The sequence below is a fragment of the Mycobacterium sp. genome (assembly GCF_044223235.1).
GTDB lineage: Bacteria > Actinomycetota > Actinomycetes > Mycobacteriales > Mycobacteriaceae > Mycobacterium.
On record NZ_JBGAME010000030.1, the window covers coordinates 32,410 to 46,691 of the forward strand.

The 14,282-nt window shown below is 67.8% G+C and carries 11 protein-coding genes and 2 pseudogenes; 5 read left to right on the plus strand and 8 right to left on the minus strand.

From position 1 onward, the window contains the following. Nucleotides 1–3 precede the first annotated feature (3 nt). The 6 genes from ADBZ6K_RS23785 to ADBZ6K_RS23810 form a co-directional block, all read right to left on the minus strand. A complete protein-coding gene (locus ADBZ6K_RS23785; protein ID WP_526351323.1) occupies nucleotides 4–2,019 on the minus strand; it encodes a hypothetical protein in 2,016 nt (671 codons plus the stop codon). A 96-nt stretch (nucleotides 2,020–2,115) separates the two neighbouring features. Then, on the minus strand, nucleotides 2,116–3,906 hold the full coding sequence (locus tag ADBZ6K_RS23790) for a DUF4185 domain-containing protein (protein ID WP_526351325.1): 1,791 nt from the start codon (nucleotides 3,904–3,906) through the stop codon (nucleotides 2,116–2,118). A gap of 64 nt (nucleotides 3,907–3,970) precedes the next feature. Continuing rightward, entirely contained in the window at nucleotides 3,971–4,159 is a 189-nt protein-coding gene (locus ADBZ6K_RS23795; protein ID WP_526351327.1) for a hypothetical protein, read from the minus strand. A gap of 225 nt (nucleotides 4,160–4,384) precedes the next feature. Beyond that, nucleotides 4,385–4,915, minus strand: coding sequence for a hypothetical protein (locus tag ADBZ6K_RS23800; protein ID WP_526351329.1), 531 nt, complete (start codon nucleotides 4,913–4,915; stop codon nucleotides 4,385–4,387). A 7-nt stretch (nucleotides 4,916–4,922) separates the two neighbouring features. Beyond that, on the minus strand, nucleotides 4,923–5,957 hold the full coding sequence (locus tag ADBZ6K_RS23805) for an alpha/beta hydrolase (RefSeq protein WP_526351343.1): 1,035 nt from the start codon (nucleotides 5,955–5,957) through the stop codon (nucleotides 4,923–4,925). 304 nt (nucleotides 5,958–6,261) lie between these two features. After that, a complete protein-coding gene (locus ADBZ6K_RS23810; RefSeq protein WP_526351345.1) occupies nucleotides 6,262–8,697 on the minus strand; it encodes a glycogen/starch/alpha-glucan phosphorylase in 2,436 nt (811 codons plus the stop codon). A 345-nt stretch (nucleotides 8,698–9,042) separates the two neighbouring features. On the opposite strand from ADBZ6K_RS23810, the gene ADBZ6K_RS23815 reads away from it, so the two are divergent. From ADBZ6K_RS23815 to ADBZ6K_RS23830, 4 genes and pseudogenes are all read left to right on the plus strand, one after another. Then, nucleotides 9,043–9,270 (plus strand): DUF1918 domain-containing protein, encoded by a 228-nt coding sequence (locus ADBZ6K_RS23815; RefSeq protein WP_526351331.1) that lies wholly within the window; start codon nucleotides 9,043–9,045, stop codon nucleotides 9,268–9,270. A 306-nt stretch (nucleotides 9,271–9,576) separates the two neighbouring features. Next, entirely contained in the window at nucleotides 9,577–10,068 is a 492-nt protein-coding gene (locus ADBZ6K_RS23820) for an Rv2253 family sensor-like surface protein (RefSeq protein WP_526351333.1), read from the plus strand. 213 nt (nucleotides 10,069–10,281) lie between these two features. Continuing rightward, on the plus strand, nucleotides 10,282–11,607 hold the full coding sequence (locus tag ADBZ6K_RS23825) for a DUF4185 domain-containing protein (RefSeq protein WP_526351335.1): 1,326 nt from the start codon (nucleotides 10,282–10,284) through the stop codon (nucleotides 11,605–11,607). A 162-nt stretch (nucleotides 11,608–11,769) separates the two neighbouring features. Further along, a pseudogene (locus ADBZ6K_RS23830) lies at nucleotides 11,770–12,054 on the plus strand (cytochrome b/b6 domain-containing protein); the annotation flags it as partial. A 58-nt stretch (nucleotides 12,055–12,112) separates the two neighbouring features. Here ADBZ6K_RS23830 and ADBZ6K_RS23835 read toward each other — a convergent pair. Further along, entirely contained in the window at nucleotides 12,113–13,222 is a 1,110-nt protein-coding gene (locus ADBZ6K_RS23835) for a class I SAM-dependent methyltransferase (RefSeq protein WP_526351337.1), read from the minus strand. A gap of 147 nt (nucleotides 13,223–13,369) precedes the next feature. Here ADBZ6K_RS23835 and ADBZ6K_RS23840 point away from each other — a divergent pair, with 147 nt between their 5' ends. Continuing rightward, nucleotides 13,370–14,134: an SHOCT domain-containing protein gene (locus tag ADBZ6K_RS23840; RefSeq protein WP_526351339.1), complete on the plus strand. Its 765-nt coding sequence runs from the start codon at nucleotides 13,370–13,372 to the stop codon at nucleotides 14,132–14,134. 9 nt (nucleotides 14,135–14,143) lie between these two features. Here the strand turns inward: ADBZ6K_RS23840 and ADBZ6K_RS23845 are convergent. Continuing rightward, nucleotides 14,144–14,282 (minus strand): annotated as a pseudogene (locus tag ADBZ6K_RS23845) (MBL fold metallo-hydrolase); the annotation flags it as partial.

Genomic DNA, 14,282 nt, shown 5'->3' on the forward strand with positions numbered 1-14,282 from the left:
CCGCTACCGCTGCGGGTACGGCGCGTACCGGCTGTCGTATCCGGCCTTGCGTCCGGCCAGGATCTCTCGCCGCTCCGCGGGAGTGACGTATTGCGTCGATTCGGGCAGCACCTTCGGCAGATCGTCGTGTGCCACCAGCCGCGTGGAAACGGTCGGTCTGTCAGCCGATTTCGGGTCTACCCCCTGGAAGCGCACCGAGATGGTGCCCTGGTTCAGCCCGCCGGTCGACACCCAGTTGGCCACCCCGGGATCGGTGGGGGAGATGACGATCGTGTAGGTGCCGTCGGGGTTGGGCACCGCCTGGGCGTTGTTCAGGCTGGTCTGCTGATTCCAGTAGTCGTCGGTGATCGTCCAGTCGTTGGTGATCGGGACGACGAAGTAGGTGGCGCTGCCCGGATCGACGGTGAGGACCAGCGCCTCGTCGTCGGCGAGCTGGAAGTGCCCGGCACTCTGCAGTTGAGTGGACAGGAACTGGGCGTTGTGCGCGGGCTCCGAGAGCTCGTTGGGATTGCGCAGCTTGCCGGTAGCCGGGTCGGTGGTCGCCACCGCGAGGTACTCGTGCTGCTTGGTCAGACCGAGGAACAGCATGAGCAGCGCGGTCTCCGTCGCGTGCAGCACCAGCGGCGGATCCTTGAACGGCGGGATGATCGACACCAGCGACACCAGCTGCGAGTTCTGCGTGATCGCCGGTCCGATACCCGGGATGAGGAACCCGCCGATCTGGGCGAACAGGCTGTCGGGTGGCCCGCCGACCCGCTCGATGGACACACTCATCGGGGTCTGGTCGGCCCAGTCGGACAACGTGTTGCGCGTGGTGATCAGGGTGGCGTCCGGCGGCAGTTGCAGATGATCCTCGCCAGCACGTGCGGGCCGGGAACTCACCGTGATGCGAAAGTTGCCCTCGGCATCCAGGTCGAGGTCGCTGGCGTTGAGATTCCATGCGGTGTTCCCGTTCAATCCTGTCAACACGCTGAAGTTGGTGTCGGCGGGCATGTGGTCGCGGTCGAATCGGCCGGTGATCACGTACTCCGACGCGGCGTTGACCGCAACGAAACGGTAGACGGTGTCCGGGTTGTCGTACCAGATGCGGTTGCCGCCCGCGGTCTGCCCGTACCAGGTGTGCGGTGGCATCACCTGCTGAAGCACCTTCGGGTTGTTCGGGTTGAGCAGCTGGACCTCCATCGCGGCCTGATTGGCGTATTCGTCGACCGACCGGTTCAGCTGCGCGAGGTTCTCCCTGTCGGGGCCGCCGACCGCGGCGAGATTCGTGTACGCGGAGATCTGCCAGCCCGCCTTCAGCACCACCTTGGCCAGCCCGACCACCGGCGTGTCGACGATCTGGCTGGCGCGTTGCTCGGCTACGAGCTGGTCGGTGGTGGCCAGCGGGCTGGCCGGGGTGGCTGGGGCCAGCGGGCTGGCCGGGGTGGCTGGGGCCAGCGGGCTGGCTGGGGTGGCTGTGGCCAGCGGGCTGGCCGGGGTGGCTGGGGCCAGCGGGCTGGGGGCCGGTTGCGCGACGGCTTCGCGTCGTGCCGAACCCAGCATCGACACCAGGCCCAGCCCCCGTACCGGGGCAACAGGGTCCTCAGTCGCGCCGCGGGCCGACGGCCGTAGTCTCGGCAGAGCACCGGTGATCGGCCGGTGGGCAACCTTGGTGACCGGTTCGGAATGTGGCCTCGTCGACGGACGTGTCTGCGCCGCAGCCTCATTCGCGGCGGCAGCATGGGCGCCGGCGTCGTCCGCCCCGGTGTCGGCCGATGCGGTGCTGTCAGGTGGTCGGTCGATGGCCATGGATCTGCGTTTGGTCGGAGCCGACGTGTCGGCCGATCCCGAAGAGCCCGAAGAGCCCGAAGACGCCGACGCGGTGCGCGATGGTTGCGATGCCTGTGACGCACCCGTGTCGCCCGTATCGGCCGCCGCGGCCCCGACGTTGCCCGCGATCGCCGCGCCGATTCCCAGCGCAACAACCAGCCCGCTGATGCGCCCGGCGCGCGCGGCGCCGGCCCTGGTCGGTGATGTCACGGCGCCTCCGTCGGCGGGATGTCGGCGGCATGTCTACGTGACTGTAGTGAGGAGAATCCCGGGCGCACCGGACATTCGCGCCACTCGATTCGCGTCCTACACGGCGATGACGTTCGCCTGCTGCTTCGTCGGCTGCAGGTCGGTTTCCATCAGCTCGACGTTGTAGTACGGCGTCCACTGCGAGAGGTTCCAGTAGAGGTACCGCTCGTTACCCGCACCGGCGGCCGCCGTGCCCGACCACGGATGGATCATCGGCGCGTACAGGCCCGGATAGGTGCTCGACGTCGCGAGCGTCCTTGAATCCGACCATGTGCCCTGGGGTGAATCAGCGGTGCGCATCACCACGTTGTTGTTTCCGTCGGTATAGAGCACCACGTACTTCTCCAGGTAGGGGTTGTACTGGACCGACATCTCGCTGACGTTGCCACCGGTCAGACCGCCGACGACGATTCCGCCGAGGAAGTCGTTGAAGGCCTTCTGAATCCACCCCAACACACCCGGCTGCGGGGCAGGCTGATCGGTGGCCCCGATCACGGGCACCGCCGCGGACGGGTCGCCCTTGATCCACGTCGACCCGTTCCAGTACTCGTACTCACCCTGCTCGAGGATCTCGTCCTCGGCGACGCGCGACAGGTACGCCGAACCGCCGCGTCCCGACGGGGTTCCGTACGAGAAGACGTAAGGCGTGCCGTCTGCGTTATACGAGCTGGCGTCGTCGGGATCGCCATAGGTGTAGGCGCCCTGCTGGAAGTTCTGGTTACCCGGCTGGTAGCTCTTGGTCGAGCGCAACCATCCCGAGGAGCGCACGGTGTCGGGGTCGACCGTCCACGTCCGACCGCCGTCGGTCGAGTACGCGATGGCCGAGTAGTTGGTGGTCCAGCGGCCGGGGGTGTCCCAGGTCCGCACGGACATGAAGTTCACGTACTGGGTGGTCTTGCCCTTGTCGTCGGTGACCGAGATGGCTGCGGTCGGGATGGTGGTGGTGTGGTGGCCGAAGAGGCCGAGGAATCCGGGATCGTTGATGGCCGTGATGGCCGGCCCCTGGCCGAACAGCCTCGTGCTACCCGGCTGGATCAGCGCGTCGTCGAATGTCATGCCGTTCGACAGGTTGCCATCGGTGCTGCGCAGCAGCACGTTGAAGCGCCAGTCGTTGGTCATCGCCGGTTCCCGGAAGGTGTCGCCGAAGATGGTCAGGATGCGACCGTTCCCGTCGTCCCACATGATGCCGAGGTCGGTGCCGCCGATGTTGAACCTGCCCGGGGTGTTGTTGGTGCCCAAGGGCCCGGTGATCCAGCCGACCTGCCGAGTCGAACCGACCGCGGGTGCGACCGCCACCGCGGCCGTCGGCGTGACGTCGGCCGCCAGCGCCGTGGCGACCGGGGTGGCTCCCTCCACCGCGGACGTGGCGGTGGCGGTGCGCAGTGTCGAGCCGTCGAACTCGCGGCGTGCCCACGCAAGCAGCGCCAAACCCGCCGGTGGTGTGCCGGGCGCGGAGGGGGCGTCGGGCGCCAGCGGTGACAGGCCCACGGCGGCCAGCGCCTGCGACACCAGCTTCGGGACGGGCGGTTCTGACGGCGAATCCGGTACTGCGCCCACGGATTCGGCCGCCGGGGCAGTGGATAGCGTTTGCTCGCCGCCGGCGTCTTTGGGTGTGGTTCGTACCGGCGGTGTCGCCTCCGGACGCGTCGCGCGCACCCGGTCCGGGCTCGAGGAGGAAGTCGGCGTGGTGTGTTCGCCGCCGGTCGCGGTGTCGCGGCCCTTGGATTCGGCGCCGTCGTCGGTGCCTGGCTGCTCGGCCGTCCCGGACGCTCCCGACGTGCCCGCTGGTTTCCGGTCACGTTTGCCGGGCTGGGAATCGGTCAGCGCGTCGATGGCACGCTGAATCAAGCGCTTGGGGCGGGGTTCTGTCGTCCCCGAAGATGTCGGCGCGGTACCCGCGGCGGTGGCATCGTCATCGGCGGACGATGTCGTCTGCCGGGAGGTCGACGGCGCCCGCGGACCGGTGTTGGGCTTGGGTGAGCGGATCTTCTTCGGCGTCGCACCGGAATCCGACGATGCCGCAGACCCCGATCCGGACGGCCCCGAGGCCGGGGACGACGATTCCGATGCCCCCGATGAAGAGGACGTCGAATCCGCCCATGCGACGCCATGGCTACCGGAGGCCACTGCCGCACCGACCCCCAACGCGACCGCCAGCGCACCGATCCGACCGATGTACGCGGAACCGCCCATGCTCGACCTCCAGTCCGATCCGGCGACCGGACACGTTTGCCTGGATCGCCGCCTAGAAGATAGCCAGGCCGACCGCCCCGGCGTGGCAGCAACACACAATCTGATTGATCTTTCCCCGAATCACAGTGCGGGATCAGTGCCGCGCCGACCCCGTCACCGGCCCACCGTCGGCGGCCTGGAGCAGGCAGATGACCGTGCTCGGGTCGGGGTTGGCCGCGGTGCGGTCCTGGCTGGAGTCGATGAGGTAGGTCACCGCGAACCTGCTTCTGTCGACGGGGTGTGCAGTGAACTGGGATAACGCGGAGTCGCACACGTTGTCGGCGACATTGGTGACCGCCCGGTTCACGGCCACCGGGCCGCGGAAGTACACCTCGGCAATGTGCGGGGATCCGCAGCCCACCACCGAGACGGTGATCACGCTGGGGTCCGTCGGTGGAACGCCCGCCAGACAGTCGCCGACGTCGAGGTCGACCCAAGCGATGGTCCGGGGCGCGGACGGTACGCCCGCCGCGGCCGGTGACTCCGTCGCGGTGATCTTTGCCGACGTCCCCGACGTCCCCCCCGACGTCCCCGTCGTCCCCACCGTGTCGACGTCGCCGTGGCCGCAGCCCAGCAGCGCCGTCGCGCTCAACGCGACGAGACCCATCCCGTAGGAGCGCCTCATCGGCCGGTTACGGCGGTGGCGGAGCCGCGGCGGGCACGGGGGGAACACCTGGAACACCGGGCAGCGGGGCGGGGGGAACGCCCGGCAGCGGTGCGGGTGGAGGCGGCGGCGGAACCGGGGTGGTCAGAATCCGGACCAGGTCCGGCTTCATGGCCTGCAGCTGGGCACCCCAGTAGCCCCAACTGTGGGTTCCGTTGGGCGGGAAGTTGAACACCGCGTTGCGGCCGCCCGCCGCGACATAGCGCTGCTGGAACTGCTTGTTGGTGCTCAGCGTGATGTTCTCCAGATACCCGGCACTGAACTGGAGGCCGAAATCCGAGCCGTTGTCCAGATCGGACGACGCGCCGCTGCCGCAGTAGATCCACAACGCGGTTCCGTTGGCCACCAACCGGTTCACATTGACCATCGGGTCGTTGCGTCGCCAGGCGGGATCGCTGACCGGACCCCACATGCTGCGCGGGTTGTAGCCGCCCGCGTCGCTCATGGCAAGTCCGATCAGCGTGGGCCACAACCCCAATGACGGATTCAGGTAGCCCGACAGCGAACTGGCGAAGATGAACTGTTGCGGATGCCAGATCGCCATCGTCAGCGCCGCACTGCCCGACATCGAAAGCCCGACAACGGCATTGCCTTTGGGATCCTGGCCCTTGTTGGCCGCCAGCCACGCCGGGAGTTCCTGGGTCAGGAATGTCTCCCACTTGTAGGTCACCGTGCCCGCGGTGCCCACCGCGGGTTCATACCAGTCGGTGTAGAAGCTCGACTGGCCGCCAACGGGCATCACCACCGACACACCGGACTCGTAGAACCACTCGAACGCCTGGGTGTTGATGTCCCACCCGTTGAGATCCTCCTGGGCGCGCAAACCGTCGAGCAGGTAGACCGAATGCGGGCCGCCGAACTGGAACTCGACGCGGATGTCGCGCCCCATCGACGGAGACGGCACATCGAGTTGCTCCACCGGCAGCCCGTCGCGGGAGTAAGCGCCGGCGACCGGTGCCACGCCCGCCACCACCAGTGCCGAGAGCGCCGCCGCGATCCCCACGGCGACGGCCCGCCGCACGCGGACGCACCGCCTGCGTGCCGCCAGTCGCTTTCTCACCGTCACCTCCCGATCACCGCAAGCTAGCAGCGCGGCATCGGGGTCAGCGGCCCCGACGCGGCGCGTGATCGGGCCGTTATCAACTGCTTTGGTGTCCGTGACCTGCGGGCACCCGGGACCCACGGGCGGGCAGGACGACCGAAGCGTCACCTGGCGGTATCCGCCATCGTGTGCGGGGGACCGGCCGCCCTGCCCCAGGAGGAGCAGGGTCAGCCCGGATGATCGCCGGGTGGCGCGCCGACGCGCGCTAGATGCGCACGGACATGGGACTGACGCCCCAGATCTCGTCGCAGTACTCGGCGATGGCGCGGTCCGAGGAGAACTTGCCACTGCGCGCGGTGTTGAGGATCGACATGCGTGACCACCGGTCGCGGTCCTGCCACGCGGCGCTCACCCGGTCCTGGCAATCCACGTAGGACCGGTAGTCGGCGAGCACCAGGAACGGGTCGTGGTGGCACAGGTTGTCCACCACGGGCCGCAGGATGTCGGTGTCTCCGTGGGTGAATCGGCCCGAGGCGATCAGTTCCAGCGCCGCCGCCAGCTCGGCGTCGGACTCGATGCGGGAGGCAGGGCGGTAGCCGTCCGCCTTGACGGCTTCCACCTGATCCTCGGTGAGCCCGAACAGGAAGAAGTTCTCGTCGCCGGCCTCCTCGCGGATCTCGACGTTGGCGCCGTCGAGCGTGCCGATGGTCAGGGCGCCGTTGATCATGAACTTCATGTTGCCGGTGCCCGACGCCTCCTTGCCCGCGGTGGAGATCTGCTCGGAGAGGTTGGCCGCCGGATAGACCAGGTGGGCGTTCTGGACGTTGAAGTTCGGCAGGAACACCACCTTCATGAAGCGGTTGACGTCGGGATCGTTGTTCACGGTGGCGCCGACGGCGGTGATCATCTTGATGATGCGCTTGGCGATGAAGTAGCCGGGCGCTGCCTTACCGCCGAAGATGAACGCGCGCGGCGGGATCGACAGGCCGGGGTTGGTCTTGAGCCGGTGGTAGAGCGTGACGATGTTCAGCACGTTGAGGTGCTGGCGCTTGTACTCGTGAATCCGCTTGACCTGGATGTCGAACATCCACATCGGGTCGAGCTCGATGCCTGTGGTCGAATGCACGTACTCGGCCAGACGAGACTTGTTGGCGCGCTTGATCTCCCGCCACCGCTGCCGGAACGCCGGATCGTCGACGTAGGCCTCGAGGCCACGCAGCTGGTCGAGGTCGGTGAGCCAGCCGTCGCCGATCGTCTCGTCGAGCAGCCCGCGCAGCCCTGGGTTGGATAGCGCGAGGAACCGCCGCGGTGTGACACCGTTGGTGACGTTGCCGAACCGCTCCGGCCACAGCTCGTAGAAGTCCTTGAGCACACTGGCCTTGAGCAGCTCCGAGTGCAGTGCGGCGACACCGTTGACCGCGTGGCTGCCGACGGTGGCCAGGTGCGCCATCCGCACCGACTTGCCGCCCTCCTCGCCGATCAGCGACATCCGCCGGATACGGTCCTCGTCGTCGGGGAACTTCGAACGCACCTCGTCGAGGAAGCGCTCGTTGATCTCGTAGATGATCTCCAGGTGACGCGGGAGGGCGTCGCCGAAGATCGACAGCGGCCAGGTCTCCAGCGCCTCGGGCAGCAGTGTGTGGTTGGTGTAGCCGAAGGTGGCGACGGTGATGTCCCAGGCGTCGTTCCAGGTCATCTGGTGCTCGTCGATGAGCAGACGCATCAGTTCGGCGACGGCGATCGACGGGTGGGTGTCGTTGAGCTGGATGGCCCACTTCCGCGGCAGGGCGCTCAGGGGAAGCCCGACGCGCTCGGTGTGGATGCGCAGGATGTCCTGCAGCGAACAGGTGACGAAGAAGTACTGCTGCAGCAGCCGCAGGCGCTTGCCGGCTTCCGGTTCGTCGTTGGGGTAGAGCACTTTGGAGACGGTCTCGGAGACCACCTCTTCGTCGACCGCCTTGTAGAAGTCGCCGGTGTTGAACGCCTCCAGGGCGAACGATTCGACCGCCCGCGCGCTCCACAACGTCAACGTGTTGCAGGTGTTGACGCCATAGCCCTGGATCGGGGTGTCGTAGGAGACGCCCTTGAGCACCCGCTGCGGGACCCAGCGCACCCGGAACCGGCCGGCGACGTCCTCGTACTCCTCGGTGTGGCCGCCCCAGTTCACCAGGTAGCTGGCATCGGGTTTGTCGATCTCCCAAGGGTTTCCGCGCACCAGCCAGTTGTCGGTCTGCTCTACCTGCCAGCCGTCGTGAATCTCCTGCCGGAAGATCCCGAACTCATAGCGGATGCCGTAGCCGATCGACGGGCGCTCCAGCGTTGCCATCGAGTCGAGGTAGCAGGCGGCCAGGCGGCCGAGGCCACCGTTGCCGAGGCCGGGCTCCGGCTCGCACGCGAGAACCTCGTCCAGATCCTGCCCCAGATCGGCCATGGCCTGCCGCGCCGCGTCCTCGATGCCCAGGTTGAGCAGGTTGTTGCCGAGCTGCGGGCCCATCAGGAACTCGGCGGACAGGTAGCAGGTGACCTTGCTGGACAGGTCGAGCCAGTCCTTCGTCGTGGCCATCCAGCGCTTCTGCATGCGGTCCCGCACGGCCAGCGCCAGCGCGCGGTAGTAGTGCTCGGGGGCGAGCACCGACGGGGGCCGGGCGATCGAATACAGCAGGTGGTCGGCGACCGCGTGCCGCAGCGCGTCGGCGGTCATGCCGCTCCGTGTCTGCCCCGTCGGACCGGGCGCCGCAACGGGCGCTCCGTCGAGGGGGATGGACTCTCCGGACGGTGTCTGAACTGTGTCGGTCACGGGTGTCTCCCTGTCCCTGCCTGCTGGTCTCCAAAACGGAGGCGCGCTACTGTGACATTTCCGTGTTTCGGGAAGTTTCCTGTTTCGAGTCGGCCCGGTGAACGCGGACCTTCTCCATCGGCAAACCTTGCCACGGCGGGCCGTCCGGTGCGCGGTGAGGGAGTGCCACTCTCCAATGGCAGCCACCGCCTATTCCCCCCGCGGGCCGATGCGCGCACCATGGGACATGACGACCGGAAGGAGCGAGCGATGAAGGCCGAGGTCGGAGACTGGCTGGTGATCAAAGGAACGACTGTCGACCGCCACGACGTGCGGGGGCGGATCACCGAGGTGCGTTCGCCCGACGGGTCCCCGCCGTACGTCGTGCACTGGCTCGGCGACGAACACGACTCGACTGTCTACCCAGGGCCGGACGCGATCGTCGTCACCGCGCAGGAACAGCGCGACGCCGACGAACGCCACTCGAAGCACACGTAAGGCGTCCGGGCACGGCCCGGTGTTGAGGTAGTCGACTACGCGTGTGCCGCGCACGCGCGGCGCCATACGGTCCGTGCATGCTCCGGGCAATCGCCGTCCTGGCCACGACGGTGCCGCGTCGGGTCATCGCGGTCGCACCGCCGCGCAGGTGTCGATCATGCGGATGTTCGGCGTCGGGTCACATCGCCCCCCGCGCAACGCCTTTCACGCATACATACCGGCTGATAGATGCGGATCGGCGAATCCGGAACGCGATCGATGCCCGTCTGTAACACTGGCGTGATCGGGTCGAGAGCGAGGCGGGCGATGACACGACTCCTCACGGGAGGGCTGGCGGCGGTGATCGCGGGCGCGCTGTGCGTGGCGCCCACCGCGCACGCGGGCGGCACCCCGGCCTGGAACGGCCCGTACGCGGTGACATTTCACGTCGACCAGAAGACCGGCACCAGCATCGCCGCCGGTCAGTACGAAGCCGCCTATACGAAGAACTATGTCTTCATCACCGACTGCTCCTCGGGCAGCTGTGAGGCGACGATCGTCGACGGACCGCCGTCGAAGAACCTCGTCGTTCCCCAGCCCATGAGCTTCACGTGGGAGGGCACGCAGTGGGGACAGTCGAGCAGGTGGCAATGGGACTGCCTGCGTCCCGACGGCACCGTCGAATGGAACCCGGCCCGTTCCATCGTGAACTACGTGCCGCAGTCCGACGGATCCCTGTCGGGGGTCTTCCGCACCACCATCACGCGTGGGGAATGCGAAGGCAGCGTGGATATCCCGGTCTCGGCCATACCCGCCTGACGCCCGCCGAACTCCGCACGGGTAGCTCCCGGGCCGCCGGGTTGTCGCGAGCGCGCGCGGAGGGCGGTCTCGACACGGCCACGGAAACGTGTCAGTTCAGCGGCTCAATTGGCACAATCGTCACTTCAGTCACTATCGTCACATCGTTCACGATTGGTTGCGGGCTCAATGCCGAGTTGCCGCCCGCGGCGACTCCGGAAAGGTGTGACTTCCATGCCGGCCCCCTGGCGGCGCGCAACGGTCTCGATCGCATCGGTGGCCACCGTCGCATTCGCGATCCCGCTCACGACGGCGCCGCATGCCGCCGCCGACCCGTGTTCGGTCGCGGCGCCGAACGCCTCGTCGCGGTCGTCGGCGCCGACGCTGTCCCAGATCATCGAGGTCCTGCACCTGCCGATCGGGCGTAAACCCGCGATCCTGGCGGGCGTCACCTCGACACCCGAGGAGGCCGCCGACACCGCGGTTGCCCCGGATACCGCCGCGCGGGCCGCGGTCGCACCGTCCGCCGCCACCGCGACCAGGGTCGGCTGGCTGACCGGACCGAACACCAACAGCTATCAGCGGTTCACCATCTCGGGCGCCGACCTCGGAATCATGTGGGACAACGGGCAGACCGGCGCCAACAACCAGGTGCTCATCGCGTTCGGCGACACGTTCGGCGACTGCTCCGCACCCGACCAGCAGTGGCGTAAGAACACCCTGTTCCGCAGCTCCGACCGAAATCTGGCCAACGGGATGGAAGTGCCCAACCCTGCCTTCGGCAACCCGTACGCCGGCTCGCCGGTGCTCTCGGCGCAGCGTCCGAACTTCTCGCGGCAGGTCATCGACAGCCTGGGGCTGGCGGGCACCGAGGTCACCGTCATTCCGTCCGCCGGGATCTCCGTCGGCACAAGGCAATACGTCAACTTCATGTCCGTGAGCGGCTGGGGCAACCCGGGTCAGTGGTCGACCAACTTCTCCGCGGTGGCGGTCTCCGACAACAACGGTGAGACGTGGAGCGTGCCGCGCTCGAGCATCCGGCCCAGTTGGTTCAACACCGTCCCCGGCATCCCGTTCGTCTGGGGCTACCAGAACTTCCAGATGGGTGCCTACCTGCGATCCGGCGGCTACGTCTACAACTACGGCACCGGCGCGGGCCGCGGCGGCATGCCGTTCCTGGCCAGGGTTCCCGAGGGGCAGGTCGCCGACCGCGACGCCTACGAGTACTACACACCGTTCGGGTGGCTGCGTGGTCTGCCATTCCTCGCGGTGCAGGTGGTGTGGGCGCCGGGCAGCGAGATGTCGGTGGCATGGAACAGCTACCTGAAGAAGTTCGTGATGCTCTACACGAACACGCTCAACGACGTCGTGATGCGCACCGCCGACAAACCGGAGGGGCCGTGGAGCGAGGCGACGACCATCGTCAAAACCGCCGACATCCCCGGTGGCATCTACGCCCCCTACATCCACCCGTGGTCGACCGGACGCGACCTGTACTTCACGCTGTCGTTGTGGTCGAACTACAGCGTGATGCTGATGCGCACCACGCTCGGGGGCTGAGGCGCGTCGTCACACCGACGGCTGCGGGCCGGCAAGACCGACATGCCGTTCCCGTGGAGCGCTGGATTGCGATCCGGGGGCCCTGGGCCGATGCCGATGAGGCCTGTGGCACACGTCATATATCGGCTTGCCCTGAACTAATCACGGGCCGTCGTCGCGCGGATATTACACTGGGCGACAGCGGTTCTGGTGTTCAGCATGCTGCTCATCGGGTACGCGATGGTGAACTCGCTGGCCGGCTACGCAACGTTGCTCGTCGTGCACAAGACCCTGGGCATCGTGGTCCTGCTGGTGGCGGTGGTCCGGGTGCTCAACCGGCTGCGGATGCGTGCACCGGCGCTGCCTGCGACCGTCGGGACGCTGGAACGCAAGCTGGTGCTGGTGTCCGAGCTGTCGATGTATGGACTGCTGCTGGCCCAGCCGCTGGTGGGCGGGGCGCACAAGGGAATTGGGGTAGGCGTCTACTCTGCGTCGTTGCATCAGCACTCCGGGTCAGTACTCCAATTCAATGCGACGCCTGCCGCTTCGTCAGCACCACGTGGGCCAGCGGGATCTGCATCTGTTCCGGTGCTGCGGCCAGTCGGGCGGCGATCCCGGCCTCCAGCCCGTCGAAGAACTTCGCCGTCCGTGACGCGTCGCCGCCGTCCAGGGCTGCCGCCAGCGCGCCGAACACCGCCGCCCGGGCGAACGCCGCCCATTGTGCCCCGAAAACCGTGGCCTCCCTGTCCTTCTGGTACTGGGTCCAGAACCTGTCCTCGGCGTCGAACACCTCGAGATGTTCGACCGTCAGCCGCTCGAACACCCCCGATGGTGCGAACGGCGCCACGAAGTCGGCCGCGCGGCGTCCCACCGTCGGGATCGACATCCGGCGCAGTTCGTCGGCGCTGATCAACCCCTTGGCCACCATCTCGGCGAGTTCGTCGACCATGGCGGTCAACAGCGGCCGGTAGCCGAACTCGCCGCGGTCGTCGAGTGCCGTCGTCATCACCACCAGCCGCCCGCCGGGGCACAGCTCGCGGCCCCGGAACGCGACGAACTCGTGCCAGTCGTGGGCGGCCTGCTTGGCGTACGCCGCGCGTACCCGCTCGTCGCCGCAGTAGGCGACCTGCAGGTGGTCGGGGATGTCGGCCGGCACCCGGCTCACCCACTGGATCGCCCAGGAGGACCAGCCGAGGGTCACGCTGTTGGACGGCAGGATCTGGGTATAGAACGACCGCCCGACGGCCGAGGCGAACGCCGCGGCATCCCGCCGCAGGTACGAGTCCTGGTCGTCGGTCAGTGTCCGGAAGAGCGCGGTGAAATCGTTGCCCGGCAGGTCGGTATGCGCCACCAGCACCGAGTGATCTGCGCGGGTTCGCTTGCGCAGCACCGTGATCGCCGCGTTGATCGGCAACAGCGCGTTGTGCCCGGTGGCCGCCCCGTAGTCGGCGATGACGATGGGCTGTGGAGGCGAGGGCAGCGGAACGGCCTCGGCGGCGCGCTCGAAGAGCGTGATCGCCGGCCGCAGCCCGGTCGCCTGCAGCCGCGACGCGGGTGTGTAGGTCGGGCCCGGTTTCGTGGGGGGGCGCACGACGATGCTGGACTCGCGGGTCGGTGAGACGTCGTCGCGGGCCATGGCAACCTCCTGCCGGGGCACTGACCGGCACCGAGACACGGTAGTCGCCCCATGCGCCGTGCACCGGCTGAGTCGGCATCGGATCGGTCACGGTGCGGCTGGTGCGTTGGCGCGGCGGGCCGGTCGCGTGCGTGACAGACTTCGGCCATGAGCAATCGGCGACTCGCCAAGCGGGTTGCGATCGTGGTCCCGGCGATCACCATGGTGGTGTCGATCGCCGGGTTCGTCATCGTAATGGTGATGAACGTGTTCGTCCTGGACAAGTTCAACGCTTACGGCGAGGTACCCATCCCGGGCAGGGGCAGCGTGCAGCTGCCGGCGGGCGAGGCCACGATCAGCTTCCACACGCTGACCACCGGCAGCACGGCCAGTGGATTCCCCGTCCCGCCCGTGCAGCTGACCCTCATCCCGCCCGACGGGGTGGTGCAGCCGCAACTGCGCGAAAGTCGAAGCGGCACAACAACTGTCAACAGCGACGTGCGAGTGAGGATATGGGTGGCCCGGATTCCGCAGGCGGGCACCTACACCGTCGTGACCGACGGCAACGTCAACGGGTACATCAACCCGCGGCTGGCATTCGGGCACGACAGCTCGTCGGGCAAGCTGGTCTGGGTGTTCGCCGGGCTGTTTGCGCTCAGTGTGCTGGGGTTCCTTGCCGCGGTGTTCTGGGCGGCGTTCGGGGGCAAGCGAAGCGAGCCGATCCTTGCCGTGGACCCTGAGTCACCCGATGTCGGCGCCTACGGCGTCGGCGATTACGGTCCGGCCTATGGTGCGGCGCCCGCCCCGAGCTACATTCCGACCGATCAGGGTATCCGGCTGCAGCAACTCAAGACGCTGGCCGCCCTGCGCGATTCGGGGGCGTTGACGGAGAAGGAGTTCGAGGACGAGAAGCGCCGCATCCTCGAGGGCTGATCGGCTCCGTCAGTGTCCGCGGGCGGCCCATTCGTCGTAGTGGACGATTTCGTCGCCGATGGTGGTGGTGTCGCCGTGTCCGGTGTAGACGATGGTTTCGGGTGGCAGGCTGCCCAGGCGGGTGGAGATTGAGTCCAGGATGGTTGGG